We start from the raw sequence: 25,292 nt of genomic DNA on the forward strand, positions 1-25,292 counted from the left end.
TAGGAATTGCATATGGCGAAAGAATCCTCGCACCAGGCTCGAGCGGCGGGCGCACACCGGGTGGTCGTGATCGTGGACGAGAACTCGAACCCGTTCGAGCTCGGCTGCGCCACCGAGATCTTCGGTCTGCGCAGGCCGGAGATCGGCCGCGAGCTCTACGACTTCCGGCTCTGCTCCCCCGATCCCTCCATCGTGATGCGAGACGGATTCTTCACCCTCACCGGGGTCGCAGGCTTGGAGGCGGTCGATGCGGCAGACACCTTGATCGTCCCCAATCGCCCCGATGTCGAGGTTCCACGCCGGCCCGCCGTGTTGGACGCCGTCCGACGGGCGCACGCGGGCGGCGCTCGCCTGATCGGGTTCTGCAGTGGCGCCTTCACCCTGGCCGAGGCCGGCGTCCTCGACGGGCGCCGGGCCACGGCCCACTGGCAGTGGGCGGACTCCTTCCGCTCCCGGTTCCCCGCCGTCCACCTCGAATCGGACGTGCTGTTCGTGGACGACGGTGACATCCTCACCGCCGCGGGAAGCGCGGCCGCACTCGACCTCGGGCTGCATGTGGTCCGTCGCGACCACGGCGCCGAGGTCGCCAACGCCGTCAGCCGGAGACTGGTCTTCGCGGCGCACCGCGACGGCGGGCAGAGGCAGTTCGTCGAGCGTCCCATGCCCGACCTCCCCGACGAGTCCCTGGCACCGGTCCTGGCCTGGGCGCAGGAACGGCTCGACTCGCCGCTCACGATCGCGGACCTCGCCGCGCGGGCGGCGGTCAGTCCGGCGACTCTGCACCGCCGCTTCCGGACGCAGCTGGGAACGACCCCGCTGATGTGGCTCACGGGGGAACGGCTCACCCTGGCCTGCCGACTGATCGAGCGAGGCGAGTCACGCTTCGAGGTGGTCGCCCGGCTGAGCGGGCTGGGCACCGCAACCAATCTGCGCGCGCTGATGCGTCGCGAGACGGGCATCACCCCGACGGCGTACAAGCGACGGTTCGGGCCCGAGGCAACCTGACGACAACCATGCCGTCGGACCAGGGAAGACGGCAGGATTCCCGAGCCCGGGCCACCTGCGCAGGCCCGGCCCCGGTCGTCGAGGCTCCAGCGCCCGCTCAGCCACGCCGAGCAGGCGGCCGGCGAAGAGCGGTTTTGGGCGAGGGCGGTGCTGGACAGCATGAGCCCATGACGTGACGGCACTTGTGGTCACCGGAGGCGCGTGGGCTGCTGACCGGCCGGAGCGGCCCCTCCGCAGGTCGCATCGGGTGGGCCGATCCAGTCCGTACAAGGCAGCTGTCGACGGTTCAGGCCGGATTGCTCAGGCCGGCGTCCATGCCGTCACCGTCCGACCGTCCGACTCCAGGATCCGTCGGGGAGCCGCAGGCCGCCACGGCACCCCCGCCGGGCCGTCCACGCCCCGGTGGACGGGCTACGCGCTGCCCGGGAGCGGGCCCCGGCTTAGCCTGGATCCACGGCCGCGACCGGGGCGGCCGGCAGCACCGCACCGTCCCCGGGATCCGGAGGAGCCGCGATGAATGACCCCGTGGTCGTAGGCGTGGACGCGTCGGAATCGAGCCGGCACGCGCTCGACTGGGCCGCCGACGAGGCCTGGCTGCGGTCCCGGCCCCTGCACGTGATGCACGCCTGGTTCGGCGAGACCTCGCGGGTGCCGGCCGGGCAGGAGCTGCGGGTCGCCCAGCAGGACGGCGAACGGCTGCTCGTCTCGGCGCGCGAGCAGGCCCTCGGGCGTCGTCCCGGCCTGAGCGTGACGACCGAGCTGGTCGACGACCACGCCCGCGAGGCCCTCGCGGCGGCCTCGAAGCGGGCCGCACTCCTGGCGGTCGGCGCCCGGGGGTCCGGCGGTTTCGCCCGGCTCCTGCTGGGCTCCACCACGCTGCACGCGACCGCCTACGCCACCTGCCCGGTGGTCGTGGTCCACCCGCCGGCACAAGGCCCCGGCAAGGGCGGGGTGGTGGTGGGGATCCAGGGCAACGGCCACGACGACCCGGCGCTGACCTTCGCGTTCGAGGCGGCGCAGCGGCGCGACCTCCCGTTGCTGGCCCTGCACACCTGGACCTACCCCCTGGTCAGCGGCCCGGGCCACGAGCTGCCCCTGGTGTACGAGGAGGGGCACATCGAGGCGGACCACGACCGCCTGCTGGCCGAGGTGCTGGCCGACTGGCGCGAGCGCTTCCCCGACACCGTGGTCAGCACCACCTCGCTGCGGGCCACCCCGGCCAAGGAGCTGGTGTCGGCGTCGCGGGAGCACCAGCTGGTCGTGGTGGGGCGCCGGGGCGAGCCGCGTGGCCCGCTGGGCCGCCTCGGGTCCACCAGCCAGGCCGTCGTCCAGCACGCCGAGTGCCCGGTGGCCGTGGTGCCGGCCGACTGAAGCGGCGGGGTCCGGTCGCCCCGTCACACCGGGCGCGCCACGGGCGGAAGCCGAATGCCACGCCGACGGCCCGACCGGTGGCGTCGGGAACCCCGCCGGTACGCCGGATCAGGTCGTCCGGAACCTCATCCGGCGGTACAGCGCCGGATCACGGCCGGCCGGTGACGTATCCGCCGTCAGCCCGCAGCACGTGCCCGGTGGTGAAGGCCGCGCCCGCCAGGTACAGCACCGCGTCGGTGACCTCGGAGACCTCGCCGACCCGGTCGAGCAGCGCGAGGCCCCCGTAGGCGTCCACATCGGCGCCCGTGTGCAGCGGGGTCCGGACGATGCCCGGTGCCACCAGGTTGACCCGGATGCCGTCGGCGGCGAGCTCGGCGGCGAGACTGACCGTCAGGGCGTGCACGCCGCCCTTGCTGACCACCGGCGCCGAGGCCGGGAATCCGCCGACCGCGTGCTCCACCAGGACGGTGCCGATGTTGACGATGCTGCCGCCCTCGCCCTGGCTGCGCAGCCGGCGCACCACGGCCTGGGTGGTCAGGTAGGTGCCCTTGAGGTTGCCGTTCAGGAACCCGTCCAGCTCCTCCTCGGTGACGTCGGTGAACGGCTTGGCGGCGAAGGTGCCGGCGTTGTTGACCAGCACGTCGACCCGGCCGAACCGCTCGACCGCCGTACGGACCAGGGCCTCGCCGGTCGCCGCGGCGCCGATGCCGCCGGTGACCTGGGCGACCCGGTCCGGCTGCCCGAGCAGGGCGGCGGCCTTGGCGAGCCGCTCGGGGTCGCGGCCGTTGAGCACCACGTTGGCGCCCTGCTCCAGGAATCCGCGGGCGATGTCCAGGCCGATGCCGCTGGACGAGCCGGTGACGATGACGGTGGGCGTGGCCTTCGAGGCGCCGGCGGGGGTGGCGGCAGTGGTGCTGGCCGTGGTGCTGGTGGCGGGTGCGGACATGGTCATGGTGGAGCCTCCGTCGATACGTACGTGGGGTGTTGGTGAAACCGTAGGCTCGGCCGACTCATAAGACCACGTCGCATAATGGAGCCTGAGATAACCTGGCATTATGGATGTCGATCTGCGCGACCTCGAACTGCTCGACACGGTGGCCGACACCGGCTCGCTCACCGCCGCCGCCGAACGCCTCTACGTCAGCCAGCCCGCCCTGAGCCAGCGGCTGACCAGGATGGAGGAGCGGCTCGGCGTCCAGCTCTTCGACCGCCAGGGACGCCGGCTGGTACCCAACGCGGCCGGCCGGCGGATGCTGCTGGCGGCCCGTCAGGTCATCGCCGAGCTGGCCTCGGCCACCCGCGACGTACGGGAGATGCGCGACGGCCGGGACCGCCGGGTCCGGCTCGCCGTCCAGTGCAGCACCACCTTCCAGTGGCTGCCGCCCGTCATCCACGGCTTCCGCGACCGGTGCCCCGACGCCGAGGTCCGGATCGAGACGCTGCCCGGCGACACCCTGATCACCGCCCTGCTGGAGGACCGGCTCGACGTCGCCCTGATCACCAAGGCGGACCCCGACATGGACCGGATCGACCTGGTCCGGCTGTTCGAGGACGAGATGGTCGCCGTGGTGCCGGCCGCCCACCCCTGGGCGGCCCTCTCCCACCTCACCGCACGGGACTTCGACGACTCCCGGCTGATCCTCTACGACCTCTACGACCAGAGCCGGGTCCCCGCCACCCCGCTCCCCCTCCCGCACGGCGCCCGGCCCGGCCGGATCACCACCATGCCGGTCATCACCGACCTGGTGATCGAGATGGTGGCCGGCGGCCAGGGCGCCACCGTCCTGCCCGGCTGGGTCGCCGCCCCGTACGTCACCTCGCACGGCCTGGCCCTGGTCCGGATCGGCGCCGAGCCGATGACCAGGACCTGGTACTGCGCCACCCGCCCGGGCCCCCGGCCCGCCCTCGTCCAGGCCCTGGTGGAGGAGCTCACCGACCGGCTGCGCGGACGCCTGACCGTCGACTCCTGAACCGGGCCACGGGCCGGGCCGGGAACACCTGACGGCCGCCCCCGTGCGGAGGCGGCCGTCGGGCAGGTGTGACGGCGGGCTCAGGACGGGTTGCCGACCAGCTGGAGCGGGCCGTTCAGGGTCTTCGGGGTGCAGCCCGGGCCGGTCAGGGTCAGGTGGTCGCGGGTGTTGACCACGCTCAGCGGGCCGTTGAGGACGGTGCCGCAGAGCTGGACGGTGCCCGCGCCGACCGCCTGCACCGGGCCGGTGAGGTCCGAGCCGCGGACCACCAGGCTCGCGCCGGCGCGGACCACGATCGGGCCGGTCTGCCGGGCGGCGGTCAGGCAGGTGGTGCCGGTGGCGACCACCAGCGGGCCGGTGTGACGGCCGGTCACGGTGGTCGTGCAGGCCGGTCCGGTCGGGACCTCGGCGCGGAAGTCCAGGGCGTAGGCGATCTTGCCGGGCTTGGCGTCCGTGATCGGGGCGCTCAGCTTGCCGAACTCGCCGCCGGTGGGCTTCTTCCCGGCGTTCCACGGGGGCAGCCGGCCCAGCTGGTCCGCGGTCCGCCCGTCGGCGATCACCGTGTCGCCGGGCACGGCGGACATGGCCTGCGAGGCCGTCCGGACCGCCGCCAGGTAGGACGCCGGGTCGGCCGGGTCGTACGAGCCGGGCAGGGCGATGCCCTGTCCGCGCAGCCAGTCGTCCCAGAGGAACGCCACGCCCTCCGCCCTGACGCCGCCCGACCTCACGCCCACCGTGACGCCCGACCGAGCGGCAAGCTGAGCAGAGACCTGGTGGCCCGGTCAGAACAGGCCGGCCCCCAGCCAGGCCACCGCGACGGCGGCCAGCAGAAGGGTGATGTTGAGGCCGATCTCCCGCACCTCCCCCCGGGAGAGGTGCAGGGCGGTGCCACCGACCTGCACCAGCGCCAGGCCGATCGCCGCCGCGACGGCGAGCCCGGGGACCGTCCCGGTCAGGGGCGGGAGGACGAGGCCGAGCGCGCCGAGGAGCTCAAGGCCGCCTATGAGCCTGACCAGCGGCATCGGCACGCGATCGACCCAGCCCATCATCGGCCGGAGCCGCTCCTGGTCCTGGAGCAGCTTCTTGCCTCCCGCGTAGACGTAGAACAGGGCAAGGAGACCGGCGACGATCCAGTATGCGACCTGCATGAAAGACCCCTCGTGCGAATGACGGAGCGTGAGTGGCCTCATGATGGGTCACTGTCCGATCGCGTACAAAAGGCACACGGATGTGCGCAAGGCACAAGGAGCTGTCATGTCGCAGTACGAGCACACCTGCATGATCCGCGGGGACGGCGGCCGGACGATCCGCGCCGTCCTGGACCGGATCTGCGACAAGTGGACGCTCCTCGTCGTGGCCACCCTCGACGAGGGACGGATGCGCTTCACCGAGCTGCACCGGCACGTCCCCGGGATCTCGCAGCGGATGCTGACACTCACTCTGCGCAACCTCCAGCGGGACGGGCTGGTCTCCAGGACCGCCTACGCGGAGGTGCCGCCAAGGGTCGAGTACGCGCTCACGCCCAGGGGGAAGAGCCTGATCCCGCCCGCGCTGGCGCTCGCGAGCTGGGCCGTCGAACACAATGCGGGGATCCAGGCCAGCCGGGCCACGTACGGCCCGCAGGCCGAATGAAGCCGACGTCGGGGCAGGCCGGTCGCCCGCTGTTGTGCTCATCCTGAACCCGGACGCCCCACAGCCTCCGCACCCGGGACCGACCCCCTCCGACGATCCCGGACCGTCCTGCGCGGCGCCGCGCTGACCCCGCGCACCACGGACCGGCCGCTGGACGTACCCGTGTGTGCCTGGGCCGACACATGGACCGTCGGCGTCCTCCTGGACCACTCCGCGTCACCGGCGGAGCCGGACGAGGCCGTCCGGTGCGCGTCGGCGCGCCCGGGCCGGAGCGCCCGGGCCGGTTCAGCGCGGCCGGTCGCGGCCGGCCCCGGTCGCCCAGGTGAGACCGATCACCACACAGAGGGCCAGCAGTACCAGGCCGAGGCCGATCGAGGTCCAGCCGCCGCTGGTGAGGCTGTCCAACTGCTCCTGGTAGGTGGCGTCCTGGGGCGTGGGCATGCCGTCGGTGACCGGTCCGGTCGAGTGCGCCACGCAGGTGTCGCCCGGCGCCATCGGCCGGCCGTAGCAGGTGGGCACCTCGGTCTGCAGCTTGCCGACGCCGGTCAGGATCAGACCCGCGCCGGCGCCGAGCAGAACCAGCAGGATCACCACGCCCATGACCGGTACACCCCCTCCCCCAGGGGGCCGCCGAGCCGGCGCACCCCCGTACGCTCCGGCTCGGAACGTACCCCTGGCGGCCCGGTCGAACCCGGCCGCCGCCGTGGCCTCGCCCACACCCGCGGCGCAGGAACTCGGCGAAGGTACCCGTCACTTGAGGTGCCGCCCGCCGGACGGTCTCAGGCGCTGTCCGCCTTGCGGGCCGCTGTGCGGATCGCCTCCGCGTACGGGGTGTCGTAGGCGCGGATCTCGGCGGAGAGCTCCTGGAAGGGGACCAGTGCGCGGTGGGTGGCGTCCACCGACAGCATCCACGCGGACCAGGCGTCGTGGACGTCTTCGTCGGTGACGTGCTCCCCCTTCGCCCGCAACAGGACCGCGTAGATGCGGAACAGGTCGTCGGAGTCGGCCGGCGGTGTGGCGGTCGACGGCAGGCAGGAGCGGATCAGGTCCGCGAGGTGGTCGAGGTAGGTCACCTGACCAGTGTGCCCGCGAGGATGAGCAGATAGACCCCCGCGAAGACCCAGGGAACGAGGCGTTCGGAGGACCCGAGTTCGGCGTAGCGCTTGCGTCCCGCCGGGATCGGGTTCTCCTTGAGGTAGTTCCACTCGTCGGCGAAGATCTTGACGGGCAGGCGGTTCTCCAGCTCGTTGATGACTTTGAACTTCGCGGTGTTGAGGTCCCGGTAACTGCGCAGCTGGAGCCACCAGGCCACCGACAGGGTGAGACCGGCCATGGTGACGGCGGGCGCCGCCCACCAGGCGGACTCCTCCAGCCTCGGGATCCCGAAGCCGACCACGGTGACCAGTGCGGTCTGCACCGAGAGGAAGAAGGCGTTGGCCGTGCCGCGGCGCGCGGAAACCCGGTCGGCCATCTCCACGGCGAGCGTGTACAGCTCCAGCAGTTCGGACGGCCGGACAGGCTCGGGAGCTGGTGCAGGTGCGGGCGCGGGAGCCGGTGCAGGTGCGGGCTCGGGCGCGGGCGCGGGAGCCGGTGCGGGCGCAGGTACGGGTGCCGGTACGGGTGCTGTGGTCACCGAGCACCGCCGGCGAGGTCCCACGCCTGGTTCTGCCATGCGGTCACTCGCCTGACGATCAGTATCAGCAGCACCCCGGCCACCAGGAACAGCAGCGTGAGCAGGACGGACATGTTCGCGTTGGTCAGCAGGTCCCCCTCGGTCTCCCACTCCGCCTCGGCCGCCCGCCACTGGATCGGCTTGACGAATTCGGCGAGCAGGAAGAACGCCCACCAGGCTTTGACCAGGGCGTGCGAGACGGGCCGCCGGGGTGTGCTGACCCGCCAGATGTCCGCGACGATCTGGTAGGGGTACCAGAAACTGACCACGGGGGTGATCCATGACCCGATCACCCAGATCCGGGAGCGGCGGTGCGCGTCGCGGCCGCTGACCGACTCGGCGTTGGTCCGCACCCGCCACAGCCAGACGATGAACGCCACTCCGGCCGCGCCCCAGACCAGGAAGGACAGCAGCGAGGACGTTGTCAGCGCCGTGAGGGCGTCACCGTCGGCGGCCACGAGGTCCGCGTCGGTGGCTGCCCCGTTGAGGTAGTCGTGGACGAGCTGGTAGTTGCGCCAGTTGCCCGCCGAGACCACCACCTCCCGGACGATTGCGAGCGAGACGAGCAGCGTGACCGCGGCGGCCCAGCCGGTGACCGGCCTGCGTCGACCCACCCCCGCACCCGCACCGGTTGCCTTGTCGGGGTTGCTCTGCTGTGTGCTGTCCATGGTTCCCCTCCGTTGAAGTCCGGGTCTCAGAGCTCGTACCGGGGCCCGCGGCCCGCCGACGGCGTCACCGGGCGACGGCGCTACCGAACGCCGACGAGTTCGAGCAATCGGTAGGGCAGGGCCAAGGCCGCGATCGCCAGGTAGCCCTTGCCCAAGGTGCTGAGCATGTTGCTGTCGCTCCGCAGCACGACCATCCGGCGGCGGACCCCCACGGACGCCAGTGCGGCCTTCATCGCGCCGACCGTACGGCGCGCGGGCGAGGGCTCCCAGAAGACGGCCTTGACGGCTTGGTAGGAGCGGCGCACGGGCCCGCCGCGCGGGGCGGCGGTGCCGGGAGCGGGCTCCACCGCCCGCACGTGCGGTGTCCAGTCGGCGCCGAAGGCGACGGCGGCCGAGATCCAGGTGGTGTCCGCCGCCACCTCTTCCAGGTGGAGCGGCTTCGGCAGCTGCCCGTCCAGGCCCTCGACCGCGTCCGCCACTCGGCCCGGCGTCAGCAGGAGCAGCTTGCGGCCGGGCTGGGTGGCGACGGCCTGCTCGATCTCCCACCGCAGTCCCGCGCCCGACCCCACGCGCAGCACGATCAGCTGGGACAGTTCCATCAGCCGCAGGATGGTCGGCTTCCAGTCGTCCAGCGGCAGGTAGAACCGTGCCGCGCCCAGGAGCGGCAGCGGCTCCCCCGGCCGGCCCACCGCGATCACGGGCCCGAAGGCCCCCAGCGCGGCGGCGAGTTGTTCCTCCCGCGAGTGGATGTTGAGAGCTGTCCCGTCGTCGACCTGGGCGGCGGTGTGGTCGTCGGCGAAGCTGCGCAGGTACAGCACGGGCCGGCGGCCGTCGGCCTGCAGGGCCCGGGCCGCGCCGCGCGTCGAGCGGGGACGCGTGTACCGCAGGATCAGGAAACCCGCACCGAGCGCGGCCAAGCCCAACGGCAGCATCAGAATCTGGGTGGCCGGCGGGAGCTCACGGCCGTTGCGTTGGACCATGGAGACGGCCATGAACCCACCGATGAACAGGGTGTAGCCGACGCTGCCGGCGGCCAGGAAGAGCGGGCGACGCCACCTCGGCCGCCGTGCGGCGAAGCGGCCGATCGCCTGCACGACCTCGGCCGAAGCCGCCCTGCGCCGGCGGCGCAGCCACAGGGCCGGTACGGCGAGCGCCCCGGCCGCCGCCGTGAACCACAGGGCGGCCCGGCCCCACGAACCGAGGTCCCGGTCGAGCGCGGTACGGTCCTGTCCGGCCTCCACCACCAGGGTCCGTGCGCGCTCCCGAGCGGCGGATGCCTCGCCCTTCTCCACGAGGCCGGCCGTGGCGGCGACCGAGGTGCGGGCCCGTCCGGCCGGTGCGTTCTCCTCGAACCACCGCTTCGCGGCGGCGATCTCGGTACGTGCGGATTCGTCACCGTTCGCGTAGCGGTCCAGGACGGCGGTGAAGGCGGCGGCCCGGGCCGGGCCGTCCCGGAAACGATCCCGGGCCTGCAGGTCCTGGCCGGCGGTGATCGCCAGGTGCAGGGCGATGTAGGCGGCGACCACCGCCGTCACCGTGATCAGCCGGGCCAACGCCCTTGAACTGGACGACACTTCAACACCCCCAGTGCCGGAACACCCCCCGGTGCGGCCCATCAGTACTACCACGCCGGTTGACAGTGCGCGGCCAGATCCCGGCAGTGACGGGCAACCCTTGACAGAACCGTGCTGAACTGCCGCGGGCGTTCGACCGAGCGACCGCGGAGTGCCCCCGCTCATCGGGACGCTCCGGCGAGGGCGCGGCGGGCCCGGCGAGGGCGCGGCAGCGGAGGACCGGCCCTCGCACGCGTCGCTCGCTGCCGTCATGAGAACCATCGGGTCGTCACGGACAGCACCGGCTAATAGGCTCGACCCAGGTCGATCCAGGGGGAGATATGGGCCAGGTCCGTCACATCAGTCTTGCCATGCTGGGCACAGCGATTCTGCTGGCCACGGGATGCACGGAAGTACCCGAGGAGTCGTCGGACGTGGTGCCCGTCCCGGCGCCGGCCCTGTCGTCCACGCCCCCGGCGCCCGCGGCGACGAGTGCCGGCCGGTCGGGCACGCCCGGACCGACCGCGATCCCCACCATGACGATCTGGCCCTCCCGGGCCGCCCACCCGCCCGTGACACGGGAGCAGGCGGAGCAGCAGATCCGGGAGCTGGCCGAGCAGGGCGGCGACATCCCCGCCGTCGAGCGGCTGATCCCGGTGTTCCAGGACCCGGACGAGGAGGACTACTGGTTCGTGTGGCCGAAGAGCGACGGCGCGCTCTGCTGGGGACGGCACATGTCGCTGGCCCTCTCCCGCAGCTGCTACGCGCAGGCCACCCTGCCGACGGGCAGCGCCCCGACTCTCAGCCCCGTACTCGGCCCGGGGATCGTCACCGGCGGGCAATGGGCGACGGTGTTCCTCGCGGACCAGCAGAAGGTCGGCACACTCACCTGCAACGGCTCGGCCCTCACCCTGACCGAGGCGGGCACCCTGCGCACCTCCACCGGGACCCGGACGTTCTACACGGTGGTAACCCCCTGGTCGGTCTCCGGCACCCTGACCGCCGAAGTCCTGCGCGACGGCGCCCCGGCCACCGACACGCTGACCCTCGGCGCGACCACCGGCGTCAAGGACGACGACCCCCGCTTCCGGCAATGCCGGTAACCGTTCCGACCGCACCACGGTCCGCAACGGCGCCGGCGCCGGGCCGGCGAAGCCGTTCGTGACGGCGGCCCTGAGGGAACACTCGATCGTCGAGGTCCCGCGTTCCCTCGGGGCTCACCGCCGGGGCCGGCGGCCCGCTCGGGAGGGGGTCATTCCCGGGCGAGCATGGCCTGCGCCTCGGTTTCGAGGTCGATGTACGGGTCGCCGCTGACATCGACGGCGACGCGGTGGAGGGTGGCGCCGGTGAATGCCCAGGGGGCCGTACCGGGGTAATGGTCGGTGACGGCTTCGCCGGAGTCGCGGCCGACGACGAGGCCTTCGCCGGCGAGGGTGAATCGGCCGGGCTGGGTCTTGATGCGGTCCTCGCCGACCTTGTGGTCGCCGTGGTAGAGGCTGAGGATGCCGGTGGCGACGCCGGGCGAGGTCTCGCCGTCCTTCTCGAAGCTCGCGGCGAGGATGAGCTTCTCGCCGGTCGGGAGCTCCTCGGTGGCGGTGATCAGCTGGTGGTCGATGCCGAGGAAGTTGTAAACGTAGTGCAGGCGGTTGTCGCGGACGAACAGGGCGTGTCCGCCGAAGCGGCCGCCGTGGGCGAACAGCACGCCCGAGGCACCGGGGCCGGGGATGTCCACGAGGGCGCCCACGGTGTAGGAGCGGTTGCGGATGTTGACCGCGACCGCCTCGGGGACTTCGGAGCCGCCGGGCCGGTAGGTGTAGCGGTTGCGGGGCGGGGTGAGCTGCGGGCGGGGGGTGGACAGGATCTCCAGCGCGGAGCGGTCGTCCAGCGGCAGCGCCTGGTTGACGCCGGCCTCGTAGAACCACAGGCCGATCAGTTCGGTGAGGCGCTGCGGTTCCTGCCCGGCGAGGTCATGGAGCTCGGAACGGTCCTCGTCGGTGTGGTACAGCTCCCAGGTGTCCTGGCTGTAGTGACCCCAACCGCTGATCGCCGGGTGGGTGGTGACGGCCTTCCAGCCCTGGTGCCAGATGCCGCGGGTGCCGAGCATCGAGTAGAACTGCGTCGAGCGCGCGGACGGCACGGTCGGCGCGTCGAAGGAGTAGCGCATGCTGACGCCCTGCAAGGGGGTCTGGACGTGCCCGCGGACGGCCTCGGGCATCTCGACGCCGATGCAGTCCAGGACGGTGGGGACGATGTCGACGGCGTGGTGGTACTGGGTGCGGACCTCGCCCCGGGAGGCGATGCCGGCCGGCCAGGAGACGATGCACGGGTCGCAGGTGCCGCCGTTGAAGGAGTACCGCTTCCACATCTTGAACGGGGTGTTGAAGGCCATCGCCCAGCCGTTGGGGTAGTGGCCGTACGTCTCGGTGCCGCCGATCTTGTCGATCATGGCCATGTTGTCGTCGATGTCGTCGGCGACGTTGTTGAAGAACTTGTTCTCGTTGACCGAGCCGTTCGGGCCGCCCTCGCCGGACGCCCCGTTGTCGGACACCACCACGAAGATCGTGTTGTGGAGCTGGCCGATGTCCTCCAGGTAGGCCATCAGCCGGCCGACCTGGTCGTCGCAGTGCGAGAGGAATCCGGCGTAGGCCTCGGCCATCCGGGCGAACAGGCGGCGCTCGTCCGCGCTCAGCTCCGCCCAGGGGCGGGTGAAGTCCAGTGCGGGGAAGGGCTCCCCGCCCGGCCCGGTGCGGGTGTCCGGGGTGCCGATCGGGTTCAGCGGTGGCAGCTGCGTGTTCGCCGGGACCAGGCCGATCTCCTTCTGCCGGGCCAGGATCTCCTCGCGCATCGCCTCGTAGCCCGCGTCGAAGCGACCGCGGTACCGGTCGATCCACTCCTTCGGTGCCTGGTGCGGGGCGTGCGCGCAGCCGGGTGCGTAGTAGAGGAAGACCGGCCGCTCCGGGGCGACGGCCTTGACGTCGTCGAAGTACTGGATCGCCTTGTCGGTGATGTCGACGCCGAAGTGGTAGCCCTCCGCGGGAGTGGCGGACTGCTCGACGGGGTGGTTGTCGTGGACCAGGTCCGGGTACCACTGGCTGGTCTCGGCGCCGAGGAAGCCGTAGAACCGTTCGAACCCCCGGCCGAGCGGCCAGTCGCGACGGGTGGAGGCGAGGTTCATCTCGTCCTCCGGGCAGAGGTGCCACTTACCGGTGATCGCGGTGCTCCAGCCGCGCTCGACCAGGACCTCGGCGAGGGTCGCGCACTCGGGCGGGATGTGGCTGTTGGCGTTCGGGAAGCCGATCGCGGCCTCGCTGATGCACGCCATGCCGTTGGTGGTGTGGTTGCGGCCGGTCAGCAGCGCGGAGCGGGTCGGGGAGCACAGCGCGGTGGTGTGCCACTGCGAGTAGCGCAGGCCCTCCGCGGCCAGCCGGTCGATGTTGGGGGTCTCGATCGGGCCGCCGTAGCAGCTCATCGCGCCGAAGCCGACGTCGTCCAGCACGACGTACACCACGTTCGGCGCCCCCTCGGGTGCCTTCGGCTGCTCGTAGGCCGACCAGTCCGGCACCGAGTCCCGCACGTCCAGGTTCACCACACCGCGAAACACACCTGCCACCGCACACCGCCCTCCACAACGGGCCCGTGCCACCGGGACGGGCCAGGCCACCAACCCCCCATGCTCACGGTGCGGCCGGCCCGATGCCGTCCGGGCGGGCCGTTCGGGTGAGCGGGCGTCAGCGGATCACACAGCGGAACCCGAGGTGGCAGGTCGCGGTGTCCTCGCTCTGTCCCTGCCGGGCCGCGGGCCGGTAGCGCAGGCAGTAGTTCGGCGCGCACAGGTGCGAACCGCCCTTGATCACCCGCCGCGGGAACCGCTCGGCGGACGCGCTGCCGTCGGTGCCTTCCGCGGGTGGTGCGTCGACCCGGGGGTTGCGCGGCGCGCAGCAGGCGGCGGGCGCGGGGTCGGGATGGCGGGTGGTGTAGTGGTCGGTGGTCCATTCCCAGACGTTGCCGGCCATGTCGTACAGGCCGTAGCCGTTGGGCGGGTAGCAGCCGACCGGCGTGGTGCCGGCGGCGGGGGCGGTCTTCCCCGCGGGCAGGTACTCCCACGGGAAGCGGCCGTGCCAGGTGTTCGCCATCCGGCGGCCCCGGGGCGTGAATTCGTCGCCCCAGGGGAAGACGGCGGCGGCGAGACCGCCCCGGGCGGCGAACTCCCACTCCGCCTCGGTCGGCAGGTCCTTGCCGGCCCAGTGCGCGTAGGCGCGGGCGTCCTCGTGGGCGATCTGGGTGACCGGATGGCGTTCGCGCCCGTTCAGGGTGCTGCCCGTGCCGTGCGGGTGGTGCCAGGACGCCCCCGGGAGGTAGCTCCACCAACGGCGCCAGTCGTCCAGGTCGACGGGGCCGGGGGTCGTCCGGAAGACCAGCGCCCCGGGGACGAGGTCGGCCGGATCCGCGCCCGGGTAGTCGGCCGGATCGAGCGGACGCTCCGCCAGGGTGACGTAGCCGGTCGCCTTCACGAACCGGCGGAACGCGGCCACCGTGACCGGGTGCTCGTCCATCCAGAAGCCGTCCACCGCCACCGGGTGCACCGGCCGCTCCTCCGGGTAGAAGCTCTCCGAGCCCATCAGGAAGGAACCGCCCGGGACCCGCACCATCCCCCGGGCCGGCGCGGCGGACGGGCGCTGTTCAGTCGTCGTCATGACACCGACCGTGCACCGCCCGCACCCCGGGCCGCCCCTCCGACACGCCGGTGACCGCTCCCGCTGCCACCGGGGGCGACCGACCCGCCGCAGCGCCCACGCCGGGTCGGGTGGGGTGGGGCCGCGCGCGCCTTCCCCGTCCGGTGGGGCCCCGGGTGGGGGCCGACGTCCGCCAGACCGGGAGGGCCTCGTGCGGGGCGGCGGGGGTGAGGGCTCCCCCGCCTGTGGTCGGGGTGTCGGGCGGACGGTCAGCGGCGCTGGGGGGTTCGGGTCCTGGCGCCCGGCGAGGCCGGCAGCCCCGGCCGGGTGGCCTCGGCCGGCGCCGCGGGGTGCCGGGTGCGGCCCGGCAGGGCGAGGGCTCCCGCGGCGCCCAGGAGGCAGATACCGGCCGCGGTGAGGCAGGCGACGTGGAAGCCGTGCATGAAGGACTCCTGCACGGCGCTCAGCAGGTCCTGCCCGGCCGGGCCCGGGGTGGTGCGGGCGGTGCCGAGCGCGGCGGCGACCGATCCCTGGGCGGCGCCGGCCGCCTGCGGGGGCAGGGCCGCGAAGGACGTCCCTGCCAGGTGGGTGGCGTAGAGGGAGGTGAAGACGCTGCCGAGGACGGCGACGCCGAGGGTGCCGCCGGCTTCTCGGGTGGCGTCGTTCACGGCCGAACCGACCCCGGCCTTGGCCGGCGGGAGCACGCTGAGGATGGACTCGGTGGCAGGCGCCGTGGTGAGGCCGAGGCCGAGGCCGAGCAGCACCATCTGGCCGACGATCTGGCCGTAGGAGGTGAAGACCGGCGAGACGGCGATCCAGGCGAACGAGGTGCCGAGCAGGAGCAGCCCGGTGGTGACCACGGCACGGGTGCCGGCCCGGGCGACCAGGGCGACGCCGCCGAGCGAGCCGAGCGCGATGGTCAGGGCTACCGGAAGGATTCGCACGCCCGTGGCGAGCGTGCCGTAGCCGCGGATGAACTGGAAGTACTGCGTCACCAGGAAGATGAAGCCGAAGAGGGCGAAGAACGCCACCGTGACCGAGCCGCTCGCCGCGGAGAACGCGGGGGTCCGGAACAGGGTGAGGTCGATCATCGGCTGCCTGCGGCGCCGTTCGACCAGGACGAAGGCGACGGTGAGGACTCCCGCGGCGGCGAAGCCGGCCGTGGTGGCGGGGGCGCTCCAGCCACGGGTCGGGGCCTCGATGACCGTGTAGACCAGGACACCGACGGCACCCGAGGAGGTGAGCAGGCCGGGCGGGTCGAGGCGGGCCTCGGCCGGGGCGCTGGACTCGGGCACCCAGGCCCAGGTCGCCGCCAGGGCGACGAGGGCGACGGGCACCAGGGCGAGGAAGACCGAGGGCCAGCCGAAGCGGGTCAGCAGCAGGCCTCCGACCACCGGGCCGACCGCCACGCCGAGGCCGGTGACCGCGCCCCAGAGCCCGATCGCCTTCGCCCGTTCGCGTCGCTCGGGGAATGCGTTGGTGATGATCGACAGGGTGGTCGGGAAGATGACCGCCGCGCAGGCCCCCATGGCGAAGCGCACGGCGATCAGTACCCCGGGGGATCCTGCCGCGCCGCCGAGCGTGCTGGTGACGGCGAAGCCCGCCAGGCCGAGGAGCAGGGCGGGCCGGCGTCCGAAGCGGTCGCCGAGGGAGCCGGCGGTGAGTACCAGCGCGGCGAACGCCAGGTTGTAGCCGTCGACGATCCACTGCAGGTCGCGGGTGGTCGCGTGCAGCTCGCGGCTCAGGTCCGGCAGTGCGACGTTGACGATCGTCGTGTCGAGGTTGATCGCGAACGCGGACAGGCAGACCGCCGCGAGGACGAGGTACCGCCGGTGTACGGAGAGATGAGGCATGAGGTCCTCCGGCCCGTTTCTTGATGTTGACGGTGACAACATGGCCTTATTGCCACATTTCCACTCAAAGTGGACACTGTCAACATGTCGGCGATACAGGAGCCATCGACGTGACCCGGTCCTACCACCACGGAAATCTCCGCGCGGCCCTGGTGGACGCCGGCGTCGCCCTCGCACGCACCGGGGGCCCCTCCGCCGTCGTGCTGCGGTCCGTCAGCCGCCAGGCCGGCGTCTCGCACAACGCCGCCTACCGCCACTTCACCGACCACCAGGATCTGCTGGCGGCCGTCGCGGCCCGATGCACCGAGCAACTGGGGCAGTTGATGGCCACCCGCACCGCCGCGGCGGCCGCCGGCGAACCCCTGCCCCGCGCATGGTCCAGGCTGGAGGCGATCGGCCGCGCCTACGTCGACTTCGCCCGCACCGAACCCGGCTGGTTCCGCACCGCGTTCTCCGGCGCCGGCGCGCACCGCACACCGGAGCAGGCCGGGCCGACCCCGGCCGTCGATCCCTACCTGCTGCTGGCCGCCCGCCTCGACGAACTGGTCGAGGTCGGCGCCCTCCCCGCGGATCGCCGTCCCGGCGCCGAGTACGCGGCCTGGTCCGCGGTGCACGGGCTGTCGACCCTCCTGCTGGACGGGCCGCTGCGCGACCTGCCCGACGCGGAGATCCACCTCGCGGTGACGACCGTCCTCTCGGTGATCGCCCGGGGGCTGTGACGGCCGCCGCCGGCCCGCGGCCGGGCCGGCGGACCACCTACCCGGGCGTACGGGCCGGTGGTTCGCGGTCGTCCGGGAGTCGGCCTGCCGGCCCGCCCGGGCGGCAACCCCACCCGGGCACTACCTGGTCGCCGGACCCCGGCCCGCACCCCGATACCCAGAGAACCCCCACAGCAGCCTGATCCGTTGCCGAAGAAGGCACCCTTCCGCCCTCGCCCGGAACCGCGGAATTCCCTTTGCCGGAGGAGGGCCGCGGGGAACCGCAGGGACTGCGGCCCCGGCCCGCGGACCGACGCTCCCGCCAGGAGGAAACAGTGCCTACGAACGACGGGGTGACATGCCCCGGCATCGCCGTCCACCTGCACCGCCACCGCCTTCGCCGGCCGGCGGACGACCCGTCACAGGTCTGCGCCGGGCCGCCCCACCTCCCGCCGTACCGAATCCGATCCCCCCGGACGGAGACCTTTCCCGTGGACGACCGAGGACCTTGCCCCGGGCGACGCCGGCAGCCGTCCGCGCCGATCTCGACGCGGTGCTCGGGCCGCTGCTCGACGACTGCGCCGCCGCCGGCGCCACCGTCCTGATGCTCTCCGAGTACGGCATCACCCCGGTCTCCCGCCCCGTCCACCTCAACCGCGCGCTGCGCCGCGCCGGAATGCTGGAGGTCCACGCCCAGGCGGGCATGGAGTACCTCGACCCCTGGACCTCCCGGGCCTTCGCCGTCGCCGACCACCAGCTCGCCCATGTCTACGTACGCCGACCGGAGGACCTGCCCCGGGCCCGGGAGGTGCTGGCGGCCGTACCCGGGGTGGCCGAGGTCCTCGACGACAGGGGCAAGGCGGCGTGCGGGCTGGACCACTCGCGGGCCGGCGAGCTGGTGGCCGTCGCCGAGCCCGACTCCTGGTTCACCTACTGCTACTGGCTGGACGACGCGCGGGCCCCCGACTTCGCCCGGCTGGTCGACATCCACCGCAAGCCCGGCTACGACCCCGCCGAACTCTTCCTCGACCTCGGCGGCCCGCTGGTGCGGCTGCGCGCGGCCACGGCGCTGGCCCGCAGGAAGATCGGCATGCGCTACCGGATGAGCGTGGTGCCGCTCGATCCCGGCTGTGTGCGGGGCAGTCACGGCCGGCTGCCCGACGACCCCGACGACGGACCGCTGGCGATCTGCTCCGACCCACGCGCACTGAGCACGCCGCTCGCCGCCGTCGACGTCAAGGCCGTGCTGCTCCGGCTGGCACAGGCCGATCGAGCCGTCCCGGGCCGGGCAACCCGATCCCGCTGAGGCCCGGCCCGGGACTTCACCCACCCCCGTACGAACCGGCGTCCGCCGGACACCCAGGCCGTCCCGGCCGGCCGAGTGCCGACCGGGACGGCGCCGCGCTGCCGTCCGGCGGACGGGCGGTGGACGGATCGGATCCACCGCCGACTTGGCTGGACAACTGCCGCCGCAGCAAGCTGCTGATTCAGCCAATCCGAACGGAAATCAACAACGAATGCCAAGAATCGGCCCGCGAGACCCCCTTGCCTGAGCGATCCCGATGGGAATACCGTCTCTTCCTGTCGGTATTCGACGGTTAATGTTGACTCTTGCGAGAGGTCTGCGAATGCTTCCAGGGGACGCCGGCCAAGGAGCACTACGAGGCGGGACCAGGACCAGGGCGAGCGCGTCGCCCGGTCGACCCCCGCTCCACCCCAGGCCGTCGACAGCCGTCGCCGCCGGCCGCACCGGCCACACCTGGAAGCCCCGCACGGGCCCCCCGACAACACCGACCGCCACCACCGACGCCTGATGCACCTGCCCCACCACCTCGTTCGTACGCGATGACGGGTCGTCAGCAGCGAGCCCTGCCGGCTTCACCGCGCCTGCCGGAGGCGGACCGCTGGCGTTCCCACCCGCCGTCGGCGGCGGGGCCGCAGGACCTCCGACCCACTTCGGAGCGCCGGGCGCCGGCCGGCGCCGCCGCGGTGACCGATCAGGTGATCGGAGCAAGGCGGCGGAGCAGAGCATCGGCAAGTGCACAGAAAGCAACAGATCAGATCGCGGCCAGGAACGATCCCGGCCGGATCCGCACCCGAGCGGCTGCCACAGGCCCGGCCCCGGTCGCGACGCCTCACCCACGTCCGCCCCCGGGGTCCGGCCACCCCTGGCCCACCAGGCCGCTCGGCCCCCACTAGAGGAGTCCCCATGCGCTTAGTCCGGGCCGACAGATTCCGGGCGGCAGCAGCCGCCGCCGATCCCCACCCGCTCCCGCCGGACCAACCCCGCCCGCCGGTGCCGGCCCGCCGCAGGTGGACCGCCGTCCTCACCTCCGGGGCCATGGCGCTGGCAGCACTCGGCGCCGTCGGCACGCTCCAGGTCGTCCAGTCCCAGTCCGCCGCGGCGGCGGTCCCGGTCAGCTACGCCAAGACACCGCCGATGGGGTTCAACGACTGGAACTCCTTCGGGTGCAAGGTGGACGAGCAGCTCATCAAGCAGACCGCCGACCTGTTCGTCAGCAAGGGCCTCAAGGCCGCCGGCTACACCTACGTCAACATCGACGACTGCTGGATGACGAAGACCCGCGACGCCCAGGGCCACCTCGTGCCCGACCCGGTCAAGTTCCCCGACGGGATCAAGGGCACCGCCGACTACGTGCACGGCCTCGGTCTCAAACTGGGCATCTACGAGTCGGCGGGGACGGAGACCTGCCAGCACTACCCGGGCAGCCTCGGCCACGAGCAGACCGACGCCAACGACTTCGCCGCCTGGGGCGTGGACCTCCTCAAGTACGACAACTGCGGGACCACCAAGGAGAACACCAGCACCCAGGCGCAGCACGTGGCCCGCTACCAGGCGATGGCCGACGCGCTCACCAAGACCGGCCGGAAGATCGTCTACTCGCTGTGCCAGTGGGGTCAGCAGAGCCCCTGGACCTGGGGCAGCTCCATGGCCAGCCTGTGGCGCACCACCGGGGACATCTCCGACAACTGGGCCAGCCTGAAGAAGATCATCGCGGCCAACGCCCCGCTGAGCCAGTACGCACGCCCCGGCGCGTGGAACGACCCTGACATGCTGGAGGTCGGCAACGGCGGGATGACCGACACCGAGTACCGGACCCACTTCGCCATGTGGGCGGTGATGGCGGCACCGCTGCTGATCGGTACCGACCTGCGGACCGCGACCCCCGAGACGATGGCGATCCTCACCAACACAGATCTCATCGCCGTCGACCAGGACAGCCTGGGTGTCCAGGGACAGATCGTGGCCTCCACCAACGGCACCATGGTGCTCAGCAAGCCGCTGGCGAACGGCGACCGCGCGGTGGCCCTCTACAACCCCACCGACGCACCGGCCGGCATCAGCGTCCGGAGCGGCCAGCTCGGGCTGCCGGCCTCGGCGGCCTACCGGGTCAAGGACCTGTGGTCGAAGGGCACCTTCGAGACCGCCGGCACGATCAGCGCCGACGTGCCCGCGCACGGCACCGCCGTCTACCGGGTCAAGGCGATCGGGGACTTCTCCACCGTCCAACCGCTCGTCGTGGTGTCGGCGCAGGCGCCCGCGAACCCCGTCGGGACCGACCTCGCCGTCGCCCCGGGCCAGTCGGCGACCTTCACCAGCGCGGTCACCAACTACGGGAAGGCGACCCTGTCCGACGTCCGCGTCACCGGTGCCCCGTCCGGCGGCTGGGCCGTCAGCTCTTCGAGCGCGTGGTCGAAGGGCACCCTGGGCACCGAGAAGACGCTCAGCACCACCTGGAGCGTGACCGCGCCGGCCGGAGCGGCCGCGGGCGGCTACGTGATCCCGCTCGTCGTCACCTACGCCTGGGGCGACGGGCACACGGTGACCGTGGCCCGGCGTGAGGTCGGCGTCCAGGTGCTCCCCGCCCCGCCGACCGGCACGGTCGGGCTGTCGGCGGTGACCTGGGTGTCGGCCGCCAACGGCTGGGGCCCGGTGGAGAAGGACCGGAGCAACGGCGGGAAGGCCGCCGGCGACGGAAAGCCGCTGAGCATCCGTGGCACGGCCTACGCCAAGGGCCTCGGGACCAACGCCACCAGCGACATCGTGTACTACCTCGGCGGCGCCTGTTCCTCGTTCGCCGGCACCGTCGGTGTCGACGACGAGATGGCCGGCCACCCGGGCGACGTCGTTTTCCAGGTCTACGGGGACGACGCGAAGATCGCCGACAGCGGCGCGGTGACCGGGGCCTCGGCGCCGGTCGCCCTGACCGCGAACCTGACCGGCCTGACCTGGCTCCGCTTGCACGTCGACCCGCACGGGTCGTCCGACTACGACCACGCCGACTGGGCGGCCCCGGTTCTGACCTGCCGCTGAGCGGGCGCGGCCGGCCCGGGTGCGCACCTTCGGCACCCGGGCCGGCCGACGACCACGGCGGTGACCGAGCACGACCACCGTCGGCCCCGGCACGCCCGGGCCGACGAGGTGTGGGGGCACCCGCGGCCGCTCCCCTCCACCCGGCGTCACGACCCGACGCGGCCCGGCCGGCGACCGACCGACGATCAGAAAGTAAGGCAGTGGCAGACCAGGGATTGCTCGCTTATCAACGACGGGCCGTCATCCTCGATCTGGTGTACACCGAGGGCGGCGTGCGGGTGGCCGACCTGGTGGAGCAGCTCGGCGTGTCGGACATGACGGTCCGCCGGGACCTCGACACCCTGGCCCGTACCGGTGCGGTGGAGAAGGTGCACGGCGGCGCGTTGGTCCCCCTCACCGGGAGAGCCCTCGACGAGCCCGGGTTCGAGGTGAAGTCGAGCCGCGAGTCGGCCGCCAAGGCGGCCATCGCCGACGCCGTGGCCCTGCTGGTCGAACCGGGCAGCGTGGTCGCCCTCTCCGCGGGGACGACCACCTTCGCCGTGGCGACCAGGCTGCTGGACCGGCCGGACCTCACGGTGGTGACCAACTCCCTGCCGGTGGCCGGCCTCCTGCGGGCCGCCGACCGGGAGCGGACGCACACCTCTCCCGCGGTGCTGGTGACCGGCGGCGCCCCCACCCGTTCGGCGGCGCTCGCGGGGCCCCTCGCCAACCTGACGATCGAGTCGCTGCACGTCGACCTGCTGATCATGGGCGCCCACGGCGTCTCGGACCGGGCCGGCCTCACCACTCCCAACCTCGCCGAGGCGCAGACCAACCGGGCCCTGCTCGGGTGCGCCCGGCGGGTCGCCGTGGTGGCCGACCACACCAAGTGGGGCGTGGTCGGCCTGAACGGCTTCGCGGAGCTACGAGCCGTCCACCACTTCGTCACCGACGACCGGTTGGACAGTCACGCCCAGTCGGTGCTCGCCGACCGGGTGGGGGAGCTGATCGTGGCGAGCGGCCCACCGGACGGGCACGACCCGGCGTAGGTGCAGCCCCGCGGGGCCGGACCGTCCGGGTCTTCCTTTCCGCGGGATCGCCGTTCGGTCCGCCCGCCGGAATATCGCCTCCGCGTTCTCCGCCGTCATTTCGCATTCCCGGACGGTAATCCACGGCGGCAGTTCGACGGATTTCCGGATTCCGCCCCTCCCGGTGCCGGCACGCGGCTGCCGCCGCCGGGCCGCCCTCGCGGTCGGACCGGCGGCCCGACGCCCGCCGGCCGGGCGCCGGCCGAGCCGGAGCTGCCGCCCACGAGTAACATCGGCCCACGTGGGGGTGGCCGTCCGGCCTGCCGGGGAGCAGCGGTCCAGCCGCGGCTCCGCCTGGCGCGGTGACCGGCCGGCCGGGTTCTGCGGCGGGCCGCCCCCGGGCGGCGCGACTACCTACCCATCCCTGCCGGCGGTACGCACCACTACCTAGGTGCCCCCTATACCTGGCCACAAAATTACCCATCGGACGCCCGCCACCGGCTCGATCTGTTATCCGGACGAGCCTCTTTCCCGTGGCTTTTGACCCGTCCTGTGCCGTTTTCTGGAATCAGAGGACATTGAACTGCCGACGATATGCGGATCAGCGCCTCATCTACACCCTCCAGGAGGCGATCATGGGCCCGATCCCCGGGGCAACCACCACCGTCGACGACCTGCCCCAGGGGCGCGGCCGGGCCCCTGCGGGTGCGCCGCCCGTCGTCCGGGCCCTTCCGCACCACCCCGGGTCGGTGCGCGCGGCACGCCGGATCACCCGTACGGTCCTGCTGGAGTGGGGCGTGGACGAGGACACCACCGACCAGGCGCTGCTGGTCGTCTCCGAACTCGTCACCAACGCCGTCGAACACGCGCTGCCTCCCGTCGCCCTGCACGTGGAACGCCGTACGGGGGACACCCTGCACATCGAGGTCGACGACGGCGGGCCGGCCTCCGTGCAGGGGTCGTGGTGCGCGGGCCGCGCACCGGAGGAGGGCGGCCGCGGCGGCGGCATCATCGACGTCCTCACCTCCGCGCACGGCAGCCGCCCGCTCGCGTCCGGCACCAGCCACTGGGCGGACCTGACCACCGTCTGACTCCCGGGCCGGCCTCCGGCCCGCGCCCCTGCCCGAACGGCGTCGACCACCCCCGGCCGGGCCACCCTACTACCCAGGGACGATTCGCATGGCCACTTCCGACCTGCTCCTGCCCCCGGCCGCGTACCTGCGGTACTACCCGCACAACCGCTCGGCGGTGGACCGCCACCGCGAGGCCCTGGAGCGCTTCGCCCGCCGCCTGGGCCTGCCCTCCCCCGCGGTCTACCTCGACAACGGCCGCCGCTCCACCGGCCCGCGGCCCGGCTTCGAACAGCTGGCCCACGCCCTGCTGGACGGCGTCCACCGGGTGCTCATCGTGCCCGGGCCGTGGGTCTTCTCCGTGGACGACGCGAAGGCGCGGCTGGCGGTTCGCCTGCTCACGGCCGCCGGCTGCCGCCGCATCCTGACGCTGCCCGCACCCGGTGGGGGCGAATCGGCGCCGCCGGCGGGCGACCTGCGCACCGAGCACGGAAGGACGGGGTCATGAACCGGGCGGGCCCGTCGTCGGGGGCCGCGGCCCGGGGCCCGCGTTCGGGGGTCGTCGGACACCCCGGCGGGGCCGTCCACGAGGAGGATCCGGCCGGCGGCCGGTCGCGGGACACCGGACCCGCCGCGATGTACCTGCGGTGCTACCCGTACGACACCTGGCACATGGCCTGCCACCGGGAGGCCCTGCTCCGGCAGGCCGCTCGGCTCGGACTCGGCCTTCCCCACCTGTACCTGGACAACGGGTTCCGTTCGCGAGCGCCGCTGCCGGCACTGGAACACCTGCTGCGCCTGACCGCCGGCGGCGGATACCGCACGGTGCTGGTCCCCGGGCCGTTCGTCTTCTCCCTGTACGACACCGAGGCGCGCGGCCTGCTCCGCCGGTTCACCGCCTCGGGGTGCGAGGTGCTGGAACTGCCGTCGGCGCACGGGCGGGTCGTGGCGGCGCCGCCGGTGACGGGCGGCTCCGTCCCGGCCTGCGCGGCGCGGCGGGACGGCTACGGGGTGCGCCGGGTGGGTGCGAGGGGCTGACGGGTGTCCGGGCGGGCGGGTTCGATGCTGCGACGACGGACGACGAGCACCACGATCAGGACCGCCTGGAGCGCGGCCCGGAGGCTGCTTGCCTCCGGACCGGGCCGTCCGGGGAGTGTGGCGAGCTTCAGCGGCCGTCCGTCACCGGGGTTCTGGTTGCCGTTGCCGCTGTGGCGTTCGACCGGGCCGTAGCCGTTCTTCACGTCGCCGAGGAACGGCAGGGCGCTCAGGTCGGTGTCCGAGGTGGGAGCCTGCGGGCCGGTGGGCGGGTTCCGCACGATCCTGCTGTCGGAGATCCGCTGGTCGGCGTTCTGCCGCTGGTAGGTGGCGGTGGTGCCGAGCTGCCGGAGCGGCGGGAGCGGGCCGCTCGGCACGGTGATGTTCCAGGTGGCGGTCAGCGCGGCGCCGGCGACGAGGTTCGCCGCCGTGGTGGCGCCGGTCGGCGGGACACGGGCGGCGGAGCGGCCGGCCATGCGGTCGATGGGGGCACCCCGGGCCGCCGGCCGCCGGGGAGGTCGGCGGGCGGCCCGGGGCGGTCAGGCCGGCAGGCCGATCGCGCGCTCGCGGTCGCGGCGCTGCTGGATGACGGCGGCTGCCACCAGCAGGACGCCTTGGGCGACGTTCTGCCGGAAACTGTTGATGCCCTGGACGGTGAGGCCGTCCGGCAGGGCGGCGATCGGCGGGCCCAGGGCGAGCGGCGCACCGTCCACCTCGATGGGTCGGTCATCACCGGTCAGGATGGGCAG

The 25,292-nt window shown here is 73.1% G+C and carries 24 protein-coding genes and 1 pseudogene; 12 read left to right on the top strand and 13 right to left on the bottom strand.

The window, feature by feature from the left end; all coding sequences use genetic code 11:
* Positions 1-12 precede the first annotated feature (12 nt).
* The gene (locus OG689_RS05860) at positions 13-1,005 is read left to right on the top strand and encodes a helix-turn-helix domain-containing protein (protein ID WP_266318345.1); all 993 of its coding nucleotides are present in this window, start codon (positions 13-15) and stop codon (positions 1,003-1,005) included.
* A gap of 513 nt (positions 1,006-1,518) precedes the next feature.
* Positions 1,519-2,376, top strand: coding sequence for a universal stress protein (locus OG689_RS05865; protein WP_266318347.1), 858 nt, complete (start codon positions 1,519-1,521; stop codon positions 2,374-2,376).
* 148 nt (positions 2,377-2,524) lie between these two features.
* On the opposite strand, the gene OG689_RS05870 is transcribed toward OG689_RS05865, so the two are convergent.
* Positions 2,525-3,328, bottom strand: a complete 804-nt coding sequence (locus OG689_RS05870; RefSeq protein WP_266318349.1) for an SDR family oxidoreductase — start codon at positions 3,326-3,328, stop codon at positions 2,525-2,527.
* A gap of 103 nt (positions 3,329-3,431) precedes the next feature.
* On the opposite strand from OG689_RS05870, the gene OG689_RS05875 reads away from it, so the two are divergent.
* Positions 3,432-4,346, top strand: coding sequence for a LysR family transcriptional regulator (locus tag OG689_RS05875; RefSeq protein ID WP_266318350.1), 915 nt, complete (start codon positions 3,432-3,434; stop codon positions 4,344-4,346).
* A gap of 80 nt (positions 4,347-4,426) precedes the next feature.
* Here the strand turns inward: OG689_RS05875 and OG689_RS05880 are convergent, their stop codons facing one another.
* The gene (locus OG689_RS05880) at positions 4,427-5,044 is read right to left on the bottom strand and encodes a hypothetical protein (protein WP_266318352.1); all 618 of its coding nucleotides are present in this window, start codon (positions 5,042-5,044) and stop codon (positions 4,427-4,429) included.
* An 84-nt stretch (positions 5,045-5,128) separates the two neighbouring features.
* Entirely contained in the window at positions 5,129-5,494 is a 366-nt protein-coding gene (locus tag OG689_RS05885) for a DoxX family protein (RefSeq protein WP_266318354.1), read from the bottom strand.
* Between the two features lie 106 nt (positions 5,495-5,600).
* Here OG689_RS05885 and OG689_RS05890 point away from each other — a divergent pair, with 106 nt between their 5' ends.
* Positions 5,601-5,978 (top strand): helix-turn-helix domain-containing protein, encoded by a 378-nt coding sequence (locus OG689_RS05890; protein WP_266318356.1) that lies wholly within the window; start codon positions 5,601-5,603, stop codon positions 5,976-5,978.
* Positions 5,979-6,263: 285 nt separating this feature from the next.
* On the opposite strand, the gene OG689_RS05895 is transcribed toward OG689_RS05890, so the two are convergent.
* From OG689_RS05895 to OG689_RS05915, 5 genes are all read right to left on the bottom strand, one after another.
* Entirely contained in the window at positions 6,264-6,578 is a 315-nt protein-coding gene (locus tag OG689_RS05895) for a hypothetical protein (protein WP_266318358.1), read from the bottom strand.
* Positions 6,579-6,757: 179 nt separating this feature from the next.
* Positions 6,758-7,051 carry a hypothetical protein gene (locus tag OG689_RS05900; protein WP_266318359.1) on the bottom strand — a complete coding sequence of 98 codons (294 nt, stop codon included), beginning with the start codon at positions 7,049-7,051 and terminating at the stop codon, positions 6,758-6,760.
* Positions 7,048-7,455 carry a hypothetical protein gene (locus OG689_RS05905; RefSeq protein WP_266318361.1) on the bottom strand — a complete coding sequence of 136 codons (408 nt, stop codon included), beginning with the start codon at positions 7,453-7,455 and terminating at the stop codon, positions 7,048-7,050. Before OG689_RS05905 ends, OG689_RS05900 begins: the two co-directional genes overlap by 4 nt.
* A 152-nt stretch (positions 7,456-7,607) precedes the next feature.
* Entirely contained in the window at positions 7,608-8,318 is a 711-nt protein-coding gene (locus tag OG689_RS05910) for a DUF4328 domain-containing protein (protein WP_266318363.1), read from the bottom strand.
* Between the two features lie 80 nt (positions 8,319-8,398).
* A complete protein-coding gene (locus tag OG689_RS05915) occupies positions 8,399-9,892 on the bottom strand; it encodes a transferase (protein ID WP_266318365.1) in 1,494 nt (497 codons plus the stop codon).
* A gap of 515 nt (positions 9,893-10,407) precedes the next feature.
* Here OG689_RS05915 and OG689_RS05920 point away from each other — a divergent pair.
* A complete protein-coding gene (locus tag OG689_RS05920; RefSeq protein ID WP_266318367.1) occupies positions 10,408-10,974 on the top strand; it encodes a hypothetical protein in 567 nt (188 codons plus the stop codon).
* 149 nt (positions 10,975-11,123) lie between these two features.
* On the opposite strand, the gene OG689_RS05925 is transcribed toward OG689_RS05920, so the two are convergent.
* The 3 genes from OG689_RS05925 to OG689_RS05935 form a co-directional block, all read right to left on the bottom strand.
* The gene (locus OG689_RS05925) at positions 11,124-13,481 is read right to left on the bottom strand and encodes an arylsulfatase (RefSeq protein WP_266318369.1); all 2,358 of its coding nucleotides are present in this window, start codon (positions 13,479-13,481) and stop codon (positions 11,124-11,126) included.
* 118 nt (positions 13,482-13,599) lie between these two features.
* On the bottom strand, positions 13,600-14,565 hold the full coding sequence (locus tag OG689_RS05930; RefSeq protein WP_266318371.1) for a formylglycine-generating enzyme family protein: 966 nt from the start codon (positions 14,563-14,565) through the stop codon (positions 13,600-13,602).
* Between the two features lie 248 nt (positions 14,566-14,813).
* On the bottom strand, positions 14,814-16,397 hold the full coding sequence (locus tag OG689_RS05935; protein WP_266318373.1) for an MFS transporter: 1,584 nt from the start codon (positions 16,395-16,397) through the stop codon (positions 14,814-14,816).
* A 110-nt stretch (positions 16,398-16,507) separates the two neighbouring features.
* Between OG689_RS05935 and OG689_RS05940 the strand changes: the two genes are divergently transcribed.
* The 7 genes and pseudogenes from OG689_RS05940 (at position 16,508) to OG689_RS05970 (ending at position 24,546) form a co-directional block, all read left to right on the top strand.
* On the top strand, positions 16,508-17,116 hold the full coding sequence (locus OG689_RS05940) for a TetR/AcrR family transcriptional regulator (RefSeq protein ID WP_266318375.1): 609 nt from the start codon (positions 16,508-16,510) through the stop codon (positions 17,114-17,116).
* Positions 17,117-17,606: 490 nt separating this feature from the next.
* Positions 17,607-18,401 (top strand): annotated as a pseudogene (locus OG689_RS05945) (alkaline phosphatase family protein); the annotation flags it as partial.
* Positions 18,402-19,436: 1,035 nt separating this feature from the next.
* Positions 19,437-21,431, top strand: coding sequence for an NPCBM/NEW2 domain-containing protein (locus tag OG689_RS05950; protein WP_266318377.1), 1,995 nt, complete (start codon positions 19,437-19,439; stop codon positions 21,429-21,431).
* Between the two features lie 200 nt (positions 21,432-21,631).
* A complete protein-coding gene (locus OG689_RS05955; protein ID WP_266318379.1) occupies positions 21,632-22,459 on the top strand; it encodes a DeoR/GlpR family DNA-binding transcription regulator in 828 nt (275 codons plus the stop codon).
* A gap of 614 nt (positions 22,460-23,073) precedes the next feature.
* Positions 23,074-23,529, top strand: a complete 456-nt coding sequence (locus OG689_RS05960; RefSeq protein WP_266318381.1) for an ATP-binding protein — start codon at positions 23,074-23,076, stop codon at positions 23,527-23,529.
* Between the two features lie 88 nt (positions 23,530-23,617).
* Positions 23,618-24,016, top strand: coding sequence for a recombinase family protein (locus OG689_RS05965; RefSeq protein ID WP_266318383.1), 399 nt, complete (start codon positions 23,618-23,620; stop codon positions 24,014-24,016).
* Positions 24,013-24,546: a hypothetical protein gene (locus tag OG689_RS05970; protein ID WP_266318384.1), complete on the top strand. Its 534-nt coding sequence runs from the start codon at positions 24,013-24,015 to the stop codon at positions 24,544-24,546. The genes OG689_RS05965 and OG689_RS05970 overlap by 4 nt, the downstream gene beginning before the upstream one ends.
* Here the strand turns inward: OG689_RS05970 and OG689_RS05975 are convergent.
* The gene (locus OG689_RS05975) at positions 24,513-25,019 is read right to left on the bottom strand and encodes a hypothetical protein (RefSeq protein WP_266318385.1); all 507 of its coding nucleotides are present in this window, start codon (positions 25,017-25,019) and stop codon (positions 24,513-24,515) included. The genes OG689_RS05970 and OG689_RS05975 overlap by 34 nt on opposite strands.
* A gap of 63 nt (positions 25,020-25,082) precedes the next feature.
* Positions 25,083-25,256: a hypothetical protein gene (locus tag OG689_RS05980; protein WP_266318387.1), complete on the bottom strand. Its 174-nt coding sequence runs from the start codon at positions 25,254-25,256 to the stop codon at positions 25,083-25,085.
* Between the last annotated feature and the right edge of the window lie 36 nt (positions 25,257-25,292).

This window comes from Kitasatospora sp. NBC_00240 (assembly GCF_026342405.1).
Lineage (GTDB): Bacteria > Actinomycetota > Actinomycetes > Streptomycetales > Streptomycetaceae > Kitasatospora.

What these genes read in the sequence shown, in the direction of transcription:
- OG689_RS05895 (WP_266318358.1), bottom strand. Translation starts at nt 6,578, where the DNA reads ATGGGCGTGGTGATCCTGCTGGTTCTGCTCGGCGCCGGCGCGGGTCTG.
- OG689_RS05965 (WP_266318383.1), top strand. Translation starts at nt 23,618, where the DNA reads ATGGCCACTTCCGACCTGCTCCTGCCCCCGGCCGCGTACCTGCGGTAC.
- OG689_RS05930 (WP_266318371.1), bottom strand. Translation starts at nt 14,565, where the DNA reads ATGACGACGACTGAACAGCGCCCGTCCGCCGCGCCGGCCCGGGGGATG.
- OG689_RS05970 (WP_266318384.1), top strand. Translation starts at nt 24,013, where the DNA reads ATGAACCGGGCGGGCCCGTCGTCGGGGGCCGCGGCCCGGGGCCCGCGT.
- OG689_RS05885 (WP_266318354.1), bottom strand. Translation starts at nt 5,494, where the DNA reads ATGCAGGTCGCATACTGGATCGTCGCCGGTCTCCTTGCCCTGTTCTAC.
- OG689_RS05960 (WP_266318381.1), top strand. Translation starts at nt 23,074, where the DNA reads ATGGGCCCGATCCCCGGGGCAACCACCACCGTCGACGACCTGCCCCAG.
- OG689_RS05910 (WP_266318363.1), bottom strand. Translation starts at nt 8,318, where the DNA reads ATGGACAGCACACAGCAGAGCAACCCCGACAAGGCAACCGGTGCGGGT.
- OG689_RS05920 (WP_266318367.1), top strand. Translation starts at nt 10,408, where the DNA reads ATGACGATCTGGCCCTCCCGGGCCGCCCACCCGCCCGTGACACGGGAG.
- OG689_RS05935 (WP_266318373.1), bottom strand. Translation starts at nt 16,397, where the DNA reads ATGCCTCATCTCTCCGTACACCGGCGGTACCTCGTCCTCGCGGCGGTC.
- OG689_RS05975 (WP_266318385.1), bottom strand. Translation starts at nt 25,019, where the DNA reads ATGGCCGGCCGCTCCGCCGCCCGTGTCCCGCCGACCGGCGCCACCACG.
- OG689_RS05860 (WP_266318345.1), top strand. Translation starts at nt 13, where the DNA reads ATGGCGAAAGAATCCTCGCACCAGGCTCGAGCGGCGGGCGCACACCGG.
- OG689_RS05875 (WP_266318350.1), top strand. Translation starts at nt 3,432, where the DNA reads ATGGATGTCGATCTGCGCGACCTCGAACTGCTCGACACGGTGGCCGAC.
- OG689_RS05870 (WP_266318349.1), bottom strand. Translation starts at nt 3,328, where the DNA reads ATGACCATGTCCGCACCCGCCACCAGCACCACGGCCAGCACCACTGCC.
- OG689_RS05865 (WP_266318347.1), top strand. Translation starts at nt 1,519, where the DNA reads ATGAATGACCCCGTGGTCGTAGGCGTGGACGCGTCGGAATCGAGCCGG.
- OG689_RS05950 (WP_266318377.1), top strand. Translation starts at nt 19,437, where the DNA reads ATGGCGCTGGCAGCACTCGGCGCCGTCGGCACGCTCCAGGTCGTCCAG.
- OG689_RS05890 (WP_266318356.1), top strand. Translation starts at nt 5,601, where the DNA reads ATGTCGCAGTACGAGCACACCTGCATGATCCGCGGGGACGGCGGCCGG.